This is a genomic window from Algoriphagus marinus (assembly GCF_001936475.1).
In the GTDB taxonomy this organism is placed as follows: domain Bacteria; phylum Bacteroidota; class Bacteroidia; order Cytophagales; family Cyclobacteriaceae; genus Algoriphagus; species Algoriphagus marinus.
On the sequence record NZ_MSPQ01000007.1, the window covers coordinates 126,092 to 141,688 of the forward strand.

Here is a 15,597-nt window from a genome sequence, read left to right on the forward strand (position 1 = left end):
AAATCTATGAAGTCAATTCTGTCATTTGCGTCAAAGACCATCAAAGGAGGAATATTTTTCCTTTTACCAATCCTTCTTGTATTATTTTTTGTAAAAAAAGGAATAGAACTGATTAAGCCAGTGGCAGAAGCGATTAGCAATGAGCTTCAAATCAATAGCTCAATTCTAAATGTGCCCTATATTTTTGCCATTCTGATCATTGTATTGATTTGCTTTTTAGCAGGTTGGATTGCTAGCTTAGGATTAGGAAAAGTAATGGTTAAATGGATTGAAGAAAATGTCCTTTCTCTTTTCCCTGGGTATTTATTGATGAAATCTAGCTTGGAGAGTAAGGCTGGTTTAAAATCGGATAAAGAGTTTCCGGTAGTTCTCGTTCCAATTGACGGGTTAATGTTTGGCTTTTTAGTGGATGAATTTGAAAATGGAGACTGCGTAGTTTTCGTGCCTTCTGCTCCAAGCACATGGGAAGGAAATGTAGTAATTTTCAAAAAGGATCAAGTCACACGAACTAAATACAAACAAGGAGACATTTCCTCGGTCATGCGAAAATTAGGGATAGGAACTGTGGAACTTCTTGCAAAGGGAAAACACTAGAAAAGTCCGGAATGGATGTTTTTCAAAAACTTCTCATCAAACTTAAAGACCTTCCGGTCATAAGTCATCAAACCATTGGTCTCGACTTCTACATCTGTGGTCTGAGTATAAATGGCCGCTGCCAAGCCACGCGGAATAAGCTTTTTCAAATCCACCATTAATCTTTCATAGCGAGTCTGAAGATCCGCTTTCGTTGTAAAAGACTGATAGCCCCAATTATCTTTGTTCAACCAAGTATGCCCTTCTATCGGTAATCCTAATCCACCAAACTCTCCCAAAACCATCAAATCATATTTTCCAAAAGTACTTGGGTCAGGCATGACTGGGTCTGGATAATTATGAAGATCCAGAATATCTCCCACCACATCTGTTCCTTCCATTTCAAAATTTCCCCCACTGGCTGAATTGATAAGCCTTGTAGGATCCAATTTCCTGGTCAAATTCACGATCTCAGTAGTTTTGAATTGTCCCCAAGCTTCATTGAAAGGAACCCACACCACAATCGATGGGAAAAACTTGAATTCATTCATGATTTCTGTCCACTCGGTTTTGAAAATCCGCTCACTTTCTGCAGTTCGATCTTTATTCATTCCTTCCCTGATAATTCCCGGGCGAACTTCCCATCGATTCCCCATATCTCCGCTAGGCATATCTTGCCAGACAAGCATTCCTAATTTATCGGCATGGTAATACCATCTAGCCGGTTCTACCTTCACATGCTTACGAATCATATTAAAACCCATCTCCTTGGTCTTAAGTATATCAAATGCTAAAGCTTCATCAGTCGGCGCTGTATATAAGCCATCTGGCCACCAACCTTGATCAAGAGGGCCATATTGGAAGAGTGGTTTCCCATTCAAAAACATCCGTTGGAAACCGTCTTCATCTTTGGACATTCGGATATCTCGGTAAGCCGCATAGGATGTAATTTCGTCAACCACTTTTTTTCCTTGCAACAAACTCACTTTTACATCATATAGAAATGGACTATCAGGAGACCATGTTTTTGGATCGGTCAAGATGATCTTTCGAGAATCCGATGCGGGTGCCAGACTTGAATAAATCTCTCTTCCTTCTTCCATGAGCGTTATCTGAAGCTGCATCCCCTCGAAATTGCCGATGATTTCCTGAGAAAAAATCAGTGCTGAATTTTCCCAGTCAGTCACCGTGTAAACCGATTTAAGATAAGTTTCTGGAACGGATTCCAACCAGACGGTCTGCCAGATTCCGGTTACAGGTGTATACCAAATTCCCTTTGGGTCTTTGACTTGTTTTCCACGAGGCTGAGGGCCCGAATCGCTCGGATCCCAGACTCTCAATTTGATATTCTGGGTTTTCCCTTTTTCCAAAAATGGCGTCACATCAAAGCTAAAACCATCAAATCCACCTTGATGCATTCCTACACGCTTATCATTTACCCAAACTTCAGATTCCCAATCAACCGCTCCAAAATGCAGTAAAATCCTGTTTTTCCCTCTTTCTAAAGAAAGATCAAATGATCGCTCATACCAAAGTTCTGCCTCAGGCCCAACGGTTTTATGCACTCCGGACAGTAGGGATTCTGCTGCAAAAGGAACAGTGATTTTTCCCTGATCAATCGTCGCTGGAGTTACTCCTTTTGCTTGAATCGCAAAATTCCATGGACCATTGAGGTTCTGCCAATTATCCCGAACAAGTTGAGGTCTTGGGTAATCCGGCAAGGGTGAATCAGGATTCACCTCGTCGGTCCAATCGGTTTTGAGAATCGGCCCCTGTGCAAAACTCTGAATAGAAAAAACACAAAAACAGAAGGCTAAAATTAGTTTACTCATCATTGTTTTTTGGGTTTAGGTAATTTCATTTAAAATCAAACCAAAGAATCATTGAATAGCCGATATCTCCTGACCGAGAAACCCCAAAAGCCTTTTGCCCCTGTGGTCCCATCTCATCTGCCAGATGAAACTTGGTACCAATAGGTGATATTTTATATAAGAATGATAAATCACCTTTTGGTAAAACTGGTCTTGTACCTGGAGTTGAAAGGGTTGGGATTTCAGGATTAAAAAGCCCTAGAAATAGACCTTGTGTTTCAGTTCGAATCTCAATCTCTCCTTCTTCAGTCTTTAAGTTAAGCGCATGAAAATTAGAATGAAAGCCTTTGAACTCCGGATAAATCAAATTCTCGAAACTGAAACCAGTCATGGTGTTATTATACTCCTTTTCCCAAAGCCCAAATTCAACACCCTTCAATCTGTTTTGCCAGACTCGATAAGGACCATTTCCAATCCATTGGGCACTGATGACTTTTTCCTCAGGATAAGAAAAACCAAGTCCAAGGATCTCCATATTCTTACCGTTAAAGTTCGGAGCAGATGATTCCATTTTCAATCTGCCATCAGTCAACACGGTCCAGGTAATCTTTGCTGGATATGGTTTAAATTCGGATTGTATCTGAATTGAACCGTCCTTATTTCGCATCCAAGACACTTCTGATACAGTTGACTCTACTCCCTCAATCTCCTCACGCTGTTCCAGCGAAATTAAATCCCTACCTATTCTGACCAATTGAAGGTTTCCAAATTTCTTTCCGAAGAAATAAATTTTTTCACCAACCGCTATCTGTAAATCAGTTGATGTCTCCCTGACCACAATGTTTTGAGTTTCTGTGGAAGGATCATTGCGGAAGTAATTTTGATTTCCTTTTGCGGGATTACGAATTGCCTTAGCCCAAGTGTAAAGCTCCTCACCGTTGATCCCAAAAGCAGTAATCTTAAGCACATCACCGCTAGTCCATGAGCTGGGGAGATCTAAATTAACAATCCTCGTTTCTCCTGGCTTACCTTCTGGAAGACTTTGGGAGCCAGAGTATAATTTGCTGGAATTCTTCCAACCATCAAATGATTCGATAGTCCAGTTTATTCTGGTTTGATTCAAATTGGAATAAAGGTATTTATTCGTAACCCTGATATTTCCATCAAAATCGGGAGAAAGAACAAAAGGTTCTATTTGCACTGGAGACCAAATGGATTTGATGGTATAAAAACTTCCTTCCTTTTCCCGATATGGGCCTACTATCCCATCTGGAGCATGATTTCCATCCACATCATGGATATACCCCAAGTCTTTTCTCAATATCGCTTCGTCTGCAAAAACCCATAAAAACCCTCCAGCTCCGAGGGGATTTGAAGTATAACTTTGCCAAAAATCTTCTAAACCAGCGCCCAAACCACCATCATAAAGTCCATGAAGTAGTTCGGTAGGTAAAAAAACATCTTGCCCATTGCTCAGTCTATTGATTCCAGCATCATATCTAGGATAATGGTGAGTATCAAAGCCATTTCGCTGTAACCAAGGATAAAGAATAGGGCGTTTTTGAATATCTAATTCATGGAAACCTTTTTCATTGGCAAAATTCCATCCCCCCTCATTTCCATGATCCCAAATTACCACCGAAGGATAATTGGCATCTTTGAGTACCGTTTCCTTTACCAACTTGGGGCCCACGATTGTATCATAAGCATCTTGCCATCCTGTCACCTCATCCAAAACAAACAATCCCAACGAATCCGTCAATTCTAAAAATCGCTCATCAGGAACATAATGAGACATTCGTACGGCATTCATATTCATTTCTTTCATCAAAGCAATATCCTCCATATGATTGGCTTCTGACAAAGCTCTTCCAGTAGTCGGGTAAGATGAATGTCGATTAACACCTTTGAATATGACTTTCACACCATTGACATAGAAACCATCATTTTTGCGAAGCTCCACTGTCCTGAAACCAATTCGCTCAGTTTTTTCATATAGCGTTTTTCCATTTTGAATAATCGAGTAGCGAGCATCATAAAGGAAAGGGGTCTCAGGATTCCAGGATTTAATTTGATCGAATTGGCTACTGATCCAAATCGAATCAGAACTGATATCCTGCAATTGCGACCCGATAACCAATTCAGATCCTTGCTCGAATAGTTCTATTTTAACTTGAGCAGCTTTTGGAACCTTACTTAATGTGAGTAAAGAAGTAAGTTTCCCTCCTGCTTGTGGATCAACTGCAATTCTGGTAAAGTGTATTTCGGGTAAAACCTCTAAGAATACTGGTCTAAAAATACCGCCGAAAATCCAAAAATCAGCCTGTCGCTCAGCTTTGTTAACAGACTCATTTTCAGAATGTTTTTTAACTATTACTTCAAGTAGATTTTCTTTTTTAAAATTCAAAAAATCAGAGATGTCATATGAGAATCTATAAAAGCCACCTTGGTGGACTGGACCAACAAGTTCTCCATTGATCTTCACCTCAGTATCCGTCATTACCCCATCGAAAACCAATCGAATCACTTTGCCTTTCCAATCTGGATTTCCTGAAAAACGATGTTTGTAGTATCCAACTTCTTTACCTAACACCCGATCAGATTCTCGATGATCATGACCATAATTGAATGTGCCAAAGCCTTCCATTTCCCAATTGGAAGGAACTTTGATTCTAGACCATTGACCGCTATTTCTTCCATCTGATACTTTGAAATCCCAAAGCACTGCTTGAGAATGATCTTTCCCACTAAGATAAACTCGCAGGTAGGAATTGGCTTGCTGCTGCGCAAAGCCAAAATTGATACTTATCGAAAAAGTGAAAGCAAAAAGGAAAATCCGAAGTAGATGATTCTTCATAATGGCTATTTTGATGATATGCTAATATTAAAAATAGGTCAAAGTCAATGGGATAAAAACTTTTTCTGCTTTTAATGACCAATTTCTTCAAACAAATATTTCTTAATTCATTTCCTTATCAGAATGGCATTTTTTAACAAATTACATATCTTAGACCCATATAGAAATTTTTAAAATATGAATGCAATAGACCCTTCAATCCTAGCGAAAGCCGAGTCTTGGCTTGCTGGAAATGTAGATGAGCAAACCAAATCTACCATCAGAACACTCATCAAGGAAAATCCCAAAGAACTGACTGACTCTTTTTATCAAGACCTGGAATTTGGAACAGGTGGACTGAGAGGACTTATGGGAGTAGGTACTAACCGGATGAATGTCTACACAATCGGAATGGCGACACAAGGCTTAGCAAACTACCTTTTGAAATGCTTTCCAAATCAGGAAATCCGAGTAGCTATCACTCATGACAGCCGAATCAACAATACGCTTTTTGCAACTACTACTGCAAACGTATTGACTGCCAACGGAATCCATGTACTCTATTTCAGAGATATGCGTCCGACTCCGATGTTATCATTTGCAGTTCGCCATTTCGGATGTAAAAGTGGCGTCATGATTACTGCATCCCACAATCCTAAGGAATACAACGGCTACAAAGCCTACTGGGAAGATGGTGCTCAAGTAGTTGCTCCACATGATAAAAATATCATCACTGAAGTGCAAAAAATTACCTCTTTTGATCAGGTGAATTTTGATAAAAATGATGCACTTTTCTCCTATATAGAAGAAGACTTTGATGCGATCTATCTGGAGAAAGTTAAGGAGCTTAGTCTTTCCAAGGAAGCGATTCAAGCTCAAAAAGATATGCCGATAGTCTTCTCACCGATTCATGGTGCTTCAGGCAAAATGGTGCCTGCCGCGCTTCGTGGCTTCGGGTTTGAAAATATCAATATCGTTAAAGAGCAGGCTGAACCAGATGGGAATTTCCCAACCGTGATTTATCCAAACCCGGAGGAAGCTGAAGCCTTAACCCTTTCACTCAAACTTGCTAAAGAAATTGGTGCAGAGTTGGTTTTGGCTTGTGATCCTGACGGGGATCGATATGCTGCTGCTGTTCCTAATGGAAGTGGAGAGTTCGAACTTTTGAATGGTAATCAGACTGGTTCACTTTTGACTTATTACCTTTTGAGCAGATGGAAAGAAGCCGGAAAGCTAGACGGTAATCAATTTATAGTGAACACAATTGTGACTACCGAGCTGATCGATGAAATCGCAAAAGGGTTTAATGTAACCTGTTTTTCGGTTCTGACTGGATTTAAAAATATTGCATCCATAATTTTAGAACTCGAGGGGAAAAAGAAATTCATCTGTGGTGGAGAGGAATCTTACGGTTATCTGGTTGGGGATTTTGTGAGGGATAAGGATGGCGTTTCTGCTTGTGCTATGGTAGCGGAAATAATCGCCTACTACAAAACACAGGGCAAAACAGTCTTTGATGTATTGGCTGAGATCTATACCCAATATGGTTTCTACAAAGAATCTCTTATCTCTGTCACTAAGAAAGGAAAAGATGGAGCTGAACAAATCCAGGCATTGATGAATGGATTCCGAACAAATCCTCCTACAGAAATGAATGGAATCCCTGTAGAACGAATCGTGGATGTCAAGGAAAGTACTATAACCTATGTCAAAACGGGGAAAACAGAAAAGCTTAATATGGACAAGTCAAACGTGATGCAGTTCTATTTGGAAGACGGAAGTAAGATATCTGCAAGACCATCTGGAACCGAGCCAAAGATCAAGTATTATTTCTCTGTAAATAGACCTCTTGAAAATGCAGCTGATTATAGAAAGAAAGAAGCTGAACTTGCCGAAAAACTTGAAGGCTTGAAAGCCTATTTTAGCTAATAAAAGGAAGCCAAAAAAGCGACATTGAGTTTCAATGTCGCTTTTTTTTTACTTTTTCTGCCAAAGGCAATCTGCAAAATAGGTTTCCGGATCTGTGAAGTTTTGAATTACCTTGAAACCGCTTCGCTCAGCCAATTCACCTATCTCAATTAAGTTGTATTTTTTACTTACTTCCATAAAAATAGATTCAAATGCTTCAAAATGAATTGTTTCCTGATTCGAGGAAAAATACACCTGTTGCCTTTTAGTGGAAACAAGATAGCTCCTACACTCACCAGAAATCGGATCGTATGAAGGCCAATGAATAAATGAATCCAAGTCAAAATTCGCTCCCAGTTCCTTATTGATTCGGGCCAGTAAGTTTAAGTTAAATGCTCTTGTCACTCCTGTAGGGTCATTGTAAGCATTCAGGGTGATTTGAGGATGTTTTTTTAAGTCAAACCCAATTATTACCCAATCCGAATGATTGGTTCCGATCATCAAATGATCTAAGATCTCATAGGCTTCTTTTAATTGGAAATTACCCAAATTGGAACCTAAAAATAGAATGAGGCTTCTTTTTCCATTATCCCAGGCTCTTTCTTTCAAAGCCCCGCGATAGGTATTTTCAATTGTTGTGACTTTCAAATCAGGCATTTCTTGAACCAGGCTTTCTTTTAATTCTTTCAAAACTGATCCTGAAAAATCAATTGGAAAGTAAGAAAAATCAACCTGGTTGTCCCTTAAATATCGAAGCAAGATTTTGGTTTTCAGACCATCTCCAGCTCCGAGTTCGACAAGATTAAAAGGTTCGCCAGATTCTAAAACAGGTCTGAGAATTTGCTCATGTTGACTTTCCAAAATCTCAAACTCTTTTCTTGTCAGATAATACTCAGGCAAAGCCATGATGTCCTGAAAGAGTTTATCTCCTTTTTCATCGTAAAAATATTTGGACGAAAGAGTTTTTGGATTTGAACTTAGCCCTAAAAGAACGTCTTGGGCGAAGCTTCCAAAGTCAGAATTTTTTGCATTCATAATTTATAGGGATTTCGCAAGACGTATTCCCATGAATTGCCATCGAAAATGCGGGTGAAAAAAATTTCTATAAGTGGATCTTGAGTGATTTGCAGATGTTGCAACTGACGCTCCCCGGAGAACCATTTGATTGACCATAAATTTGCCATTGTATTCACCGAGAGCCCCTGGAGCAACTTTAAATCCCGGATAAGGCAAATAGGAAGAGTTAGTCCACTCCCATCGCCTACCCCAGCTGAAATTTAGATTTGCCACTTCCCATTCAAATTCGGTTGGAAGTCTCAATCCTTTCCAATTTGCATAGGCCGATGCTTCATAAAAATTTACATGCGCCACAGCTGCAGTTTCATCTAGATTTTTTCTGCCATTTAAGGTGTAATAAGTCCAATCTGAATTCTTTTTTTCCCAATAGAGCGGGGCTTTAATCTCCAGACTTTTTACCCAAGTCCAGCCTTCATCGTGCCAAAAAATAGGATTTTCATAGCCACCCTGATTCATGAATTCTAAATATTCCGAATTGGTCACCAAGCGATTTGAAATCGCAAAATCATTTAAATAAGCCTTGTGACGATTGAGTTCATTATCAAAGCAGAAGTCATTTCCTGAATGTCCAACTTCATAAATTCCCTCCTTGACTTCCGTCCAGCCCTTCCCTTCTTCTGCCTCATATTCTCCGATTTCCATTACCTCTGGGTCAAGTGGATTATGCCAAAGGTTAAATTTGAGATCCGTGATCAACAATTCTTGATGCTGCTGCTCGTGATTAAGACCAAGAATAACTAGCTCAAGGATCTCCGAATCACCGACATTAATAAGTCTTTCCATTGCATTATCAACATAGGTACGGTATTCCAAAACCGCAGATACCGGAGGCCTGGACATCAGTCCTCGCTGATTTCTTGCTGTCCTCGAACCAAGTGTGTTGTAATAAGAATTGAAAAGGAAATTGAATTGGGGATGCTTTACTTGATATGTATGATTCTTCGGGACAAGAATAAATTGCTCAAAAAACCAAGTCGTATGTGCAAGATGCCATTTAGGAGGGCTGACTTCTTCGGAAGCCTGTAGGGAAAAATCCTCTATAATCAGGTTTTTGCAAAGGTCCAAGGAACGTTTGCGCACACTACGAAAAGATTCTAAAACAGTCATTGAACTTAGATATTTTCGGCGATTATGCCAATTTTTCAAAACTTCTATTCGTTTCCGATATGCACCAAAGCATCTCCTACATTGATTACGGGAAGATTATTCAGGCCGAGGACATATCCATTTGAGGGAGATTTTACAGGCTCTTTGATTTGACCATAAGGGTCTGATATTCTGGCAAGAATCTGTCCTTTTTTAATTGAATCCCCCAGTTTCACAGAAGCATTAAATATTCCCGAAGCCCTAGCTCTAACCCAATTGCTCTCTTTCAGAAAAATAGAGTCTTGTGGAGTTGCATTGTAATCTATCATTTCCAAGCTTGATAGTAATCTCTTAGTCCCTTGTACGCCCTCTTCAATTGCATAGTCATCCAATCGCATGGATTCTCCGCCTTCATAAACTAAAATCCGCTTATTAGCTTTAAACGCTGCTTTTCGGAAGGATTTTTCAATGTATTTTGAATTCAAAATATAATGAGTTCCAAAGGCTTTTGCCAATTCCATTGCTTTTTTATCCGAATAGTCCACTCGGATTTGAGGATAATTACTCAACATTCTCCCTCCCGTATGAAAATCAATTCCATAATCTATCTGAGGGATAATTTGCTCATTAAGAATAAAGGCAATGCGTCCTGCAAGAGAGCCTTTTTTACTCCCTGGAAAACTTCTATTCAGATCTCTTCCATCTGGGAATGTGCGTGAATTAGATAGGAAACCATAAATATTTACTAGTGGAATGAAGATAAGAGTTCCTTTTAGTAATGTTAGTCCTTCATCCACCTCCTCTAAAAGTCTTTTGGCAGTGACTACCCCATTGATTTCATCGCCATGCACACCACCGCTGATCAAAACAACAGGGCCTTCCTCTTTTGCAGATCTAATAAATATGGGTAAATCAATTAATGTATGCGTGGGGAGTTTAGCAATAGGTAACTCGATATTCATGGATTGTCCTTGACGAATCCGTACCCCATTGATTAAAAGTTCTTTCATTAAATCTAGTTTTGGATGATCCTTTGATTTTCTATTGGTTCAAAATCTTACTTATTTCGCATCACAAGGATTCATTCATGAATATACTAGAAAACATTTCGCTGAAGGCTTATAACACATTTGGAATCGACAAAAAGGCCAAATATTTTTCCATTGCCCATAATCTGGAGGATCTAATAGCGCTTTTGAAATGGGCGAAATCCTATGAAGAAAAAGTATTGATTTTGGGTGGTGGAAGCAATATTCTTCTAACTCAGGATCTTAATTGCCTAGTGATTAAAATTGAAATCATGGGGATCACCTTGCTTGAGGAAACACCAGATGAAGTTCTTATTGAGGTCGGAGCGGGAGTTATTTGGCATGATTTAGTCCTTTATACCATCGATCAAAATTGGGGTGGACTTGAAAACTTATCGCTGATCCCAGGTACAGTTGGAGCCTCGCCAATGCAAAACATCGGTGCATATGGAGTTGAGATCAAAGAAGTTTTTGAAAACTTAAAAGCTGTGGATCGAAATGATTTTTCGGTTCGGAAATTTGAAAGTGCAGATTGTAATTTTGGTTACAGAGAGAGCATATTTAAGCATGAGTTTAAAAATCAATTCGTGATTTGCTCAGTAACTTTTAGACTTCGAAAATCCCCTGATTTTAAAATTACTTATGGAGCTATTCAGCAAACACTGCAGGAAAAAGGTGTGAATGAATTAAGCTTAAAAGCAATATCCGATGCCGTTATTTCAATTCGTAAGTCCAAGCTTCCCGACCCAAAAGAAATTGGAAACAGTGGTTCGTTTTTTAAAAACCCTACCATTCCTAATTCAGAATTTGAAAAATTGAAAGAAAATTACCCAGATATTCCAGGGTATAAAAACGAAGAAGGAACCAAAGTACCAGCCGCATGGCTGATTGAGCAGGCGGGATGGAAAGGGAAACGTTTTGGTGATGTAGGAGTACATCAAAACCAGCCTCTTGTTTTAGTCAATTATGGAAATGGTTCAGGAGAGGATATTGTAGCGCTTTCCAAAAAAATACAAATGTCTGTTTTTGATAAATTTCAAATAGAACTCAGCCCAGAAGTTAACTTCCTTTAAACAAGCGCATCATTTACTTCAAAGGATTTGTCATATTTCTCCACTTTCACACCAAATTTTCGAAGAAAATCAACTCCTTCGTCACTTCCGATCCCTTTATATTCTGCATACGAAAAGAGGAAAATTACTTTTGAAATCCCCATTGAAAAGATGATCCTTGCACAAGCAAGGCAGGGAGAAAGTGTCACATAAAGAGTTGATCCTTCGACGGTTGTATTATTTTTTACAGCGTATAGGATAGCATTTTGCTCCGCATGAAGAGCCAAAGAACAACTTCCTTTGCTATCTCGGGCACATCCTTTTTCTGGAAATTCCACATCACAATTGTGGGTACCTGCAGGAGGTCCATTATATCCAATTGAGATTATTCGAGTGTCTTTGGTTAGGACAGCTCCCACATGTTTTTTGATACAGTGTGATTTTTTGGCAAGGTTAACTGCCAATTCCATGAAAATATCGTCGAAATCCGGTTTATTCATTTTCAATAATTTGTCCAAAAATAGTATTTGAAGAGGAAGAATCATGTACATATCGATACTTGTTTTTCGTTTAAATTTTAAATTTTAACTTTCAAGGACCTTATTCGTTTTTGAAGAAAAAGAACAAAAAATGACAAAACCATCCACAATCACCTCACTTTTTTTCTCTTTTGGTTTGATTTTTATAAGCGCATGTAGCTCAATAGAAGTTTTCAAAGAAAACTCTGAAATCCCTATAAATAAACCCTACAAGAGTTTTGTACTAATAAACCAAGAAATCGGTATGCGCGGATTTTCATCCCAGTTCATAGATGCTCAGGTGCAAATACATCTTCAGGAAGCACTAGAGGCGGAAGGCTTGGTTTACGATAAGATTCAACCCGACCTTGTCATTAGATATACCTCCAATGAAGATCCCAGAAAGCGCGAAATAAATAATAATTTAAATCCATATCCTTTTTGGGGATATCGAGTATGGGACCCTTGGATGTATAATCCTTACGTAGATAATTACAACAGGAGTACAACCTCAAGCTACGAGCTGGTACAATTGATTGTCGACTTCATTGACCCAAAACAAGATAAGTTCCTAATGACACTCACGGGTGTAACTGAGGTTTCGAGTCAAAAAACAAAGGATAACAAAATCCTAAAAACAACAGATAAAATTGTTGAAAGATTTATTTCAGAAATTCAATCTTACAAAAACCCTAATTGATGATGGAAACTAGAATGAAAACCTTGAAGGAGTTTTATCCTTATTACTTGTCAGAACACCAAAATTATACGTGCAGGATGCTTCATTTCGTAGGTACAGGCCTTCTGTTTATGATTTTAGTTTCCGCATTGGTTACCCAGAACTATGTTTGGTTATTCTCCATTCCAGTTGTTGGATATGGATTTGCTTGGGTAGGACATTTCTTTTTTGAAAAGAATAAGCCGGCAACTTTTAAATACCCCTTATTCAGCTTAGCATCTGACTTTATTCTTTTTTTTGATCTTTTAAGAGGAAAAGAAAAATTCCGAATTATCAAAAAATGAAAATTTGAAGAAAGTTTGGATTATTTCTGGCAACATATTTGTTAAATCGTTAGTACCTGCTACTTTTGTATTAGGATATTTGTATTTCAAGCTTGAGTTTTTGGATTTGATGTTAACCATAGTACTTATCGATGATGACCCAATCAGCACATTTGTGACTGAGAAACTTATATCCAAAAATGTAAGTGAGCCTTGTAAATTTTTTAAATATCAAAGTGCAAAACAAGCACTCAAAGAAATCTATTCAATTCGCCCTAATTATTTGTTTTTGGATCTTAATATGCCTGAAATGAACGGATGGGATTTTTTAGATTCTTTTAATTCTTCTCAAAATCAAGCTCAAATCTATATTTTAAGTAGTTCTGTTGATGATAGAGATATTACAAAAGCAAGAACTTACAGTATAGTAAAAGATTATCTCTCAAAGCCATTAATCAAAAAATACATAAAATCGATTTTTAGTTGATCTATGTGAGGCCTTTTTTAGAGGTCTTTTTTTTGGATTTTACTTTTTTGCCAAACCCTTGGATACGATATTGGTTATGTTTATGAATCAAAATTTAACCATATGGCTATTGCAAACCCAGAATTAATTTCTGCATTAGAAAAGACCATTTTTAAGCTTTCCAATGGATCTCCATATCAATGGGGTCATATGGGAGCTTGCAACTGCGGAAATCTTGCCCAAGAATTAACAAAGCTAGAAAAGTCGGAAATCCATCGGTATGCGATGGGGAGATATGGCGACTGGAATCAACAACTTGTAGACTTTTGCCCCACAAGTGGATACCCAATGGATCTTATGATCAGTAAGATGCTAGAGTTTGGATTAACTATTGAGGATTTATCTCATTTGGAAAGGCTTTCTGACCCCAAAATTTTATCAGCTATGCCCTTTGAGAGAAGGAGATCAATTTCCAAAAACTCAAAAGAAGATGTAATCTATTACATGAAGACCTGGTCGGAACTACTTAGAAAAGCTTGGGTGAAAGAAAATGTAGAATCTGAAATAGCAATTGAAGAAAAAAAATTAGCTGTTGCTTTATTGTAGGCAAAGAAAAAATATTTTAATTAGCATCAATATTTAATAAAACCTCTTTCTAATTAAACTATGGCTGATTTTGACGACGATTTTGACGATGTTGAAGACATCGAAGATGGTGATGATTTCGACAGTGATTTTGAAGATGAGTATGACTTGGATGATGACAATGAGTTCTTGGATGACAACATTGTAGATTTTGACGAGGATGAACTTGACGAAGACATCGATGAGGATTTTGATGACGAAATAGACTAATTAACCCTTAGACTGTAGTTTATTTTGTTAATACCAATTGTAAAAATTATCTTCGGGCTTCCGTTTTAACACAACCAAAAAGACATGATACTACTAGATATTTTCAGTTCTCCAATCGCATCAGGTGCGCAGACTTTCATTTTGATTGTTTGTATTCTAATTGGATTAGGAGCAGGATTATCAGCAATTGATGCTAGAAGTACTTTTTCTAAAAAGAAGTCTGATCATTAATTCATATCATACCGACATAGAAAGGAGGCTTTGCCTCCTTTTTTTATGTCCAAAATCTAGAGTTAAAATTACTTTTAAAAGATGCTACTAGGTTTAATTTTGCAGTGGAAGCATAGTCAGGTTTAGAAAAATCGAGATTTGGCAATCTGATAATTAAGTCAAAATCATCCTCAATTAGATCGTCACCTCCTGTTATTAATGCGATTTTTTTTCCTTGATTTTTAGCTAGTTGAAGCAATTCAAATGAAGCTTTACCTCCTTTTGATTGAGTATCATATTTCCCCTCCCCTGTAATAATTAGGTCTGCCCAATCTACATACTCGGGCAATTTTACCTTTTTAAAAAAATAACTTGAACCCATTTTTATTTCACAAGGAAAAAAAGCTGATAAACCAGCAGCTATTCCACCGGCAGCTCCAAAACCTTCCTCCTCAATAAATTCCTTCTTTGATTTATTATAGAATTTAAGAAGAACTTCCTCGCAAGTTTTCTCAAAAGAATCAGCCTCCTCTGGATTAAGACCTTTCTGAGGACCGAATACCTGAATAGCACCATTTTTCCCAAAAAAGAAATTCCTAACGTCACACAAAAGAGTAAATTCAATTTTTGGTAGCCTCGGGGAAAATTGAATATGCTTGATTTTTGAAAGGTAATTGGGGCTAAAGGGAGTCAGCTCCCTTCCCTTTTCATCCAACATTAGAATTCCCAAAGCAGCCAAGATCCCAGTCCCCAGATCAATACTGGCACTCCCTCCTAAACCCAAAACAATATGCTGTGCTCCTCTTTCAATTGCTTTTTGAAGAATCATACCTGTCCCAAAAGTGGAAGCAACAAAAGGATCTAAATGCTGATTTTGAAGTGATCCCAAACCTGAAGCAACTGAAATATCTATATAGGCAGTTTTATCTTTGTCATTCCAACCAAAAGCTCCTCTAATAGGTCTTCCATAAGCATTTAATGTCCAAAACTCTTCATATTCAAGATTCAAAACCTTAGTAAGAAGACTACAAGTACCATCCCCCCCATCAGCTAGAGGGACTATTTTAGTCTGATACTCTGGATACCTTTCTTTGATACAAGATTGAATAATCTCACCAACTTTGTCAGCAGTTATAGTTCCCTTAAATGCATTTGGAGAGATTAATACATTCATC

16 protein-coding genes are annotated in these 15,597 nt (G+C 38.1%); 9 read left to right on the forward strand and 7 right to left on the reverse strand.

Annotated features, from left to right (window positions below):
- Nucleotides 1-6: 6 nt before the first annotated feature.
- Nucleotides 7-594: a DUF502 domain-containing protein gene (locus BVC88_RS12625; protein WP_075351064.1), complete on the forward strand. Its 588-nt coding sequence runs from the start codon at nt 7-9 to the stop codon at nt 592-594.
- On the opposite strand, the gene BVC88_RS12630 is transcribed toward BVC88_RS12625, so the two are convergent.
- Nucleotides 591-2,408 (reverse strand): glycoside hydrolase family 2 protein, encoded by a 1,818-nt coding sequence (locus BVC88_RS12630; protein WP_075351065.1) that lies wholly within the window; start codon nt 2,406-2,408, stop codon nt 591-593. The genes BVC88_RS12625 and BVC88_RS12630 overlap by 4 nt on opposite strands.
- A gap of 22 nt (nt 2,409-2,430) precedes the next feature.
- Nucleotides 2,431-5,241 carry a glycoside hydrolase family 2 protein gene (locus tag BVC88_RS12635; RefSeq protein ID WP_075351066.1) on the reverse strand — a complete coding sequence of 937 codons (2,811 nt, stop codon included), beginning with the start codon at nt 5,239-5,241 and terminating at the stop codon, nt 2,431-2,433.
- Between the two features lie 177 nt (nt 5,242-5,418).
- Between BVC88_RS12635 and BVC88_RS12640 the strand changes: the two genes are divergently transcribed.
- The gene (locus BVC88_RS12640) at nt 5,419-7,149 is read left to right on the forward strand and encodes a phospho-sugar mutase (protein ID WP_075351067.1); all 1,731 of its coding nucleotides are present in this window, start codon (nt 5,419-5,421) and stop codon (nt 7,147-7,149) included.
- Between the two features lie 48 nt (nt 7,150-7,197).
- Here BVC88_RS12640 and BVC88_RS12645 read toward each other — a convergent pair whose 3' ends face one another.
- The 3 genes from BVC88_RS12645 to BVC88_RS12655 are packed head-to-tail and all read right to left on the reverse strand — an operon-like array spanning nt 7,198 to nt 10,301.
- Nucleotides 7,198-8,163: an L-histidine N(alpha)-methyltransferase gene (locus BVC88_RS12645; RefSeq protein ID WP_075351068.1), complete on the reverse strand. Its 966-nt coding sequence runs from the start codon at nt 8,161-8,163 to the stop codon at nt 7,198-7,200.
- 3 nt (nt 8,164-8,166) lie between these two features.
- Entirely contained in the window at nt 8,167-9,312 is a 1,146-nt protein-coding gene (gene egtB, locus BVC88_RS12650) for an ergothioneine biosynthesis protein EgtB (protein ID WP_075351069.1), read from the reverse strand.
- Between the two features lie 44 nt (nt 9,313-9,356).
- Nucleotides 9,357-10,301, reverse strand: coding sequence for a succinylglutamate desuccinylase/aspartoacylase family protein (locus tag BVC88_RS12655; protein ID WP_075351070.1), 945 nt, complete (start codon nt 10,299-10,301; stop codon nt 9,357-9,359).
- A 77-nt stretch (nt 10,302-10,378) separates the two neighbouring features.
- On the opposite strand from BVC88_RS12655, the gene murB reads away from it, so the two are divergent.
- On the forward strand, nt 10,379-11,392 hold the full coding sequence (gene murB / locus BVC88_RS12660; RefSeq protein WP_075351214.1) for a UDP-N-acetylmuramate dehydrogenase: 1,014 nt from the start codon (nt 10,379-10,381) through the stop codon (nt 11,390-11,392).
- Here murB and BVC88_RS12665 read toward each other — a convergent pair.
- Nucleotides 11,389-11,871, reverse strand: coding sequence for a deoxycytidylate deaminase (locus tag BVC88_RS12665; protein WP_075351215.1), 483 nt, complete (start codon nt 11,869-11,871; stop codon nt 11,389-11,391). The two genes, murB and BVC88_RS12665, sit on opposite strands and share 4 nt — an antisense overlap.
- Nucleotides 11,872-12,001: 130 nt before the next feature.
- Here BVC88_RS12665 and BVC88_RS12670 point away from each other — a divergent pair, with 130 nt between their 5' ends.
- The 6 genes from BVC88_RS12670 to BVC88_RS21350 all read left to right on the forward strand — a co-directional run bounded on the left by BVC88_RS12670 (nt 12,002) and on the right by BVC88_RS21350 (nt 14,443).
- The gene (locus tag BVC88_RS12670) at nt 12,002-12,589 is read left to right on the forward strand and encodes a DUF4136 domain-containing protein (RefSeq protein WP_075351071.1); all 588 of its coding nucleotides are present in this window, start codon (nt 12,002-12,004) and stop codon (nt 12,587-12,589) included.
- Complete coding sequence (locus tag BVC88_RS12675) at nt 12,589-12,912, forward strand: DUF962 domain-containing protein (protein WP_245803643.1); 324 nt, start codon at nt 12,589-12,591, stop codon at nt 12,910-12,912. The genes BVC88_RS12670 and BVC88_RS12675 overlap by 1 nt, the downstream gene beginning before the upstream one ends.
- A 109-nt stretch (nt 12,913-13,021) precedes the next feature.
- Complete coding sequence (locus tag BVC88_RS12680; protein ID WP_075351217.1) at nt 13,022-13,378, forward strand: response regulator; 357 nt, start codon at nt 13,022-13,024, stop codon at nt 13,376-13,378.
- 102 nt (nt 13,379-13,480) lie between these two features.
- The gene (locus BVC88_RS12685; protein WP_075351072.1) at nt 13,481-13,963 is read left to right on the forward strand and encodes a hypothetical protein; all 483 of its coding nucleotides are present in this window, start codon (nt 13,481-13,483) and stop codon (nt 13,961-13,963) included.
- Nucleotides 13,964-14,023: 60 nt separating this feature from the next.
- Nucleotides 14,024-14,212 (forward strand): hypothetical protein, encoded by a 189-nt coding sequence (locus BVC88_RS12690; protein WP_075351073.1) that lies wholly within the window; start codon nt 14,024-14,026, stop codon nt 14,210-14,212.
- 84 nt (nt 14,213-14,296) lie between these two features.
- A complete protein-coding gene (locus BVC88_RS21350; protein ID WP_175574418.1) occupies nt 14,297-14,443 on the forward strand; it encodes a hypothetical protein in 147 nt (48 codons plus the stop codon).
- A 43-nt stretch (nt 14,444-14,486) separates the two neighbouring features.
- Here BVC88_RS21350 and BVC88_RS12695 read toward each other — a convergent pair whose 3' ends face one another.
- Entirely contained in the window at nt 14,487-15,596 is a 1,110-nt protein-coding gene (locus BVC88_RS12695; protein ID WP_075351074.1) for a glycerate kinase family protein, read from the reverse strand.
- Nucleotide 15,597: the final 1 nt, after the last annotated feature.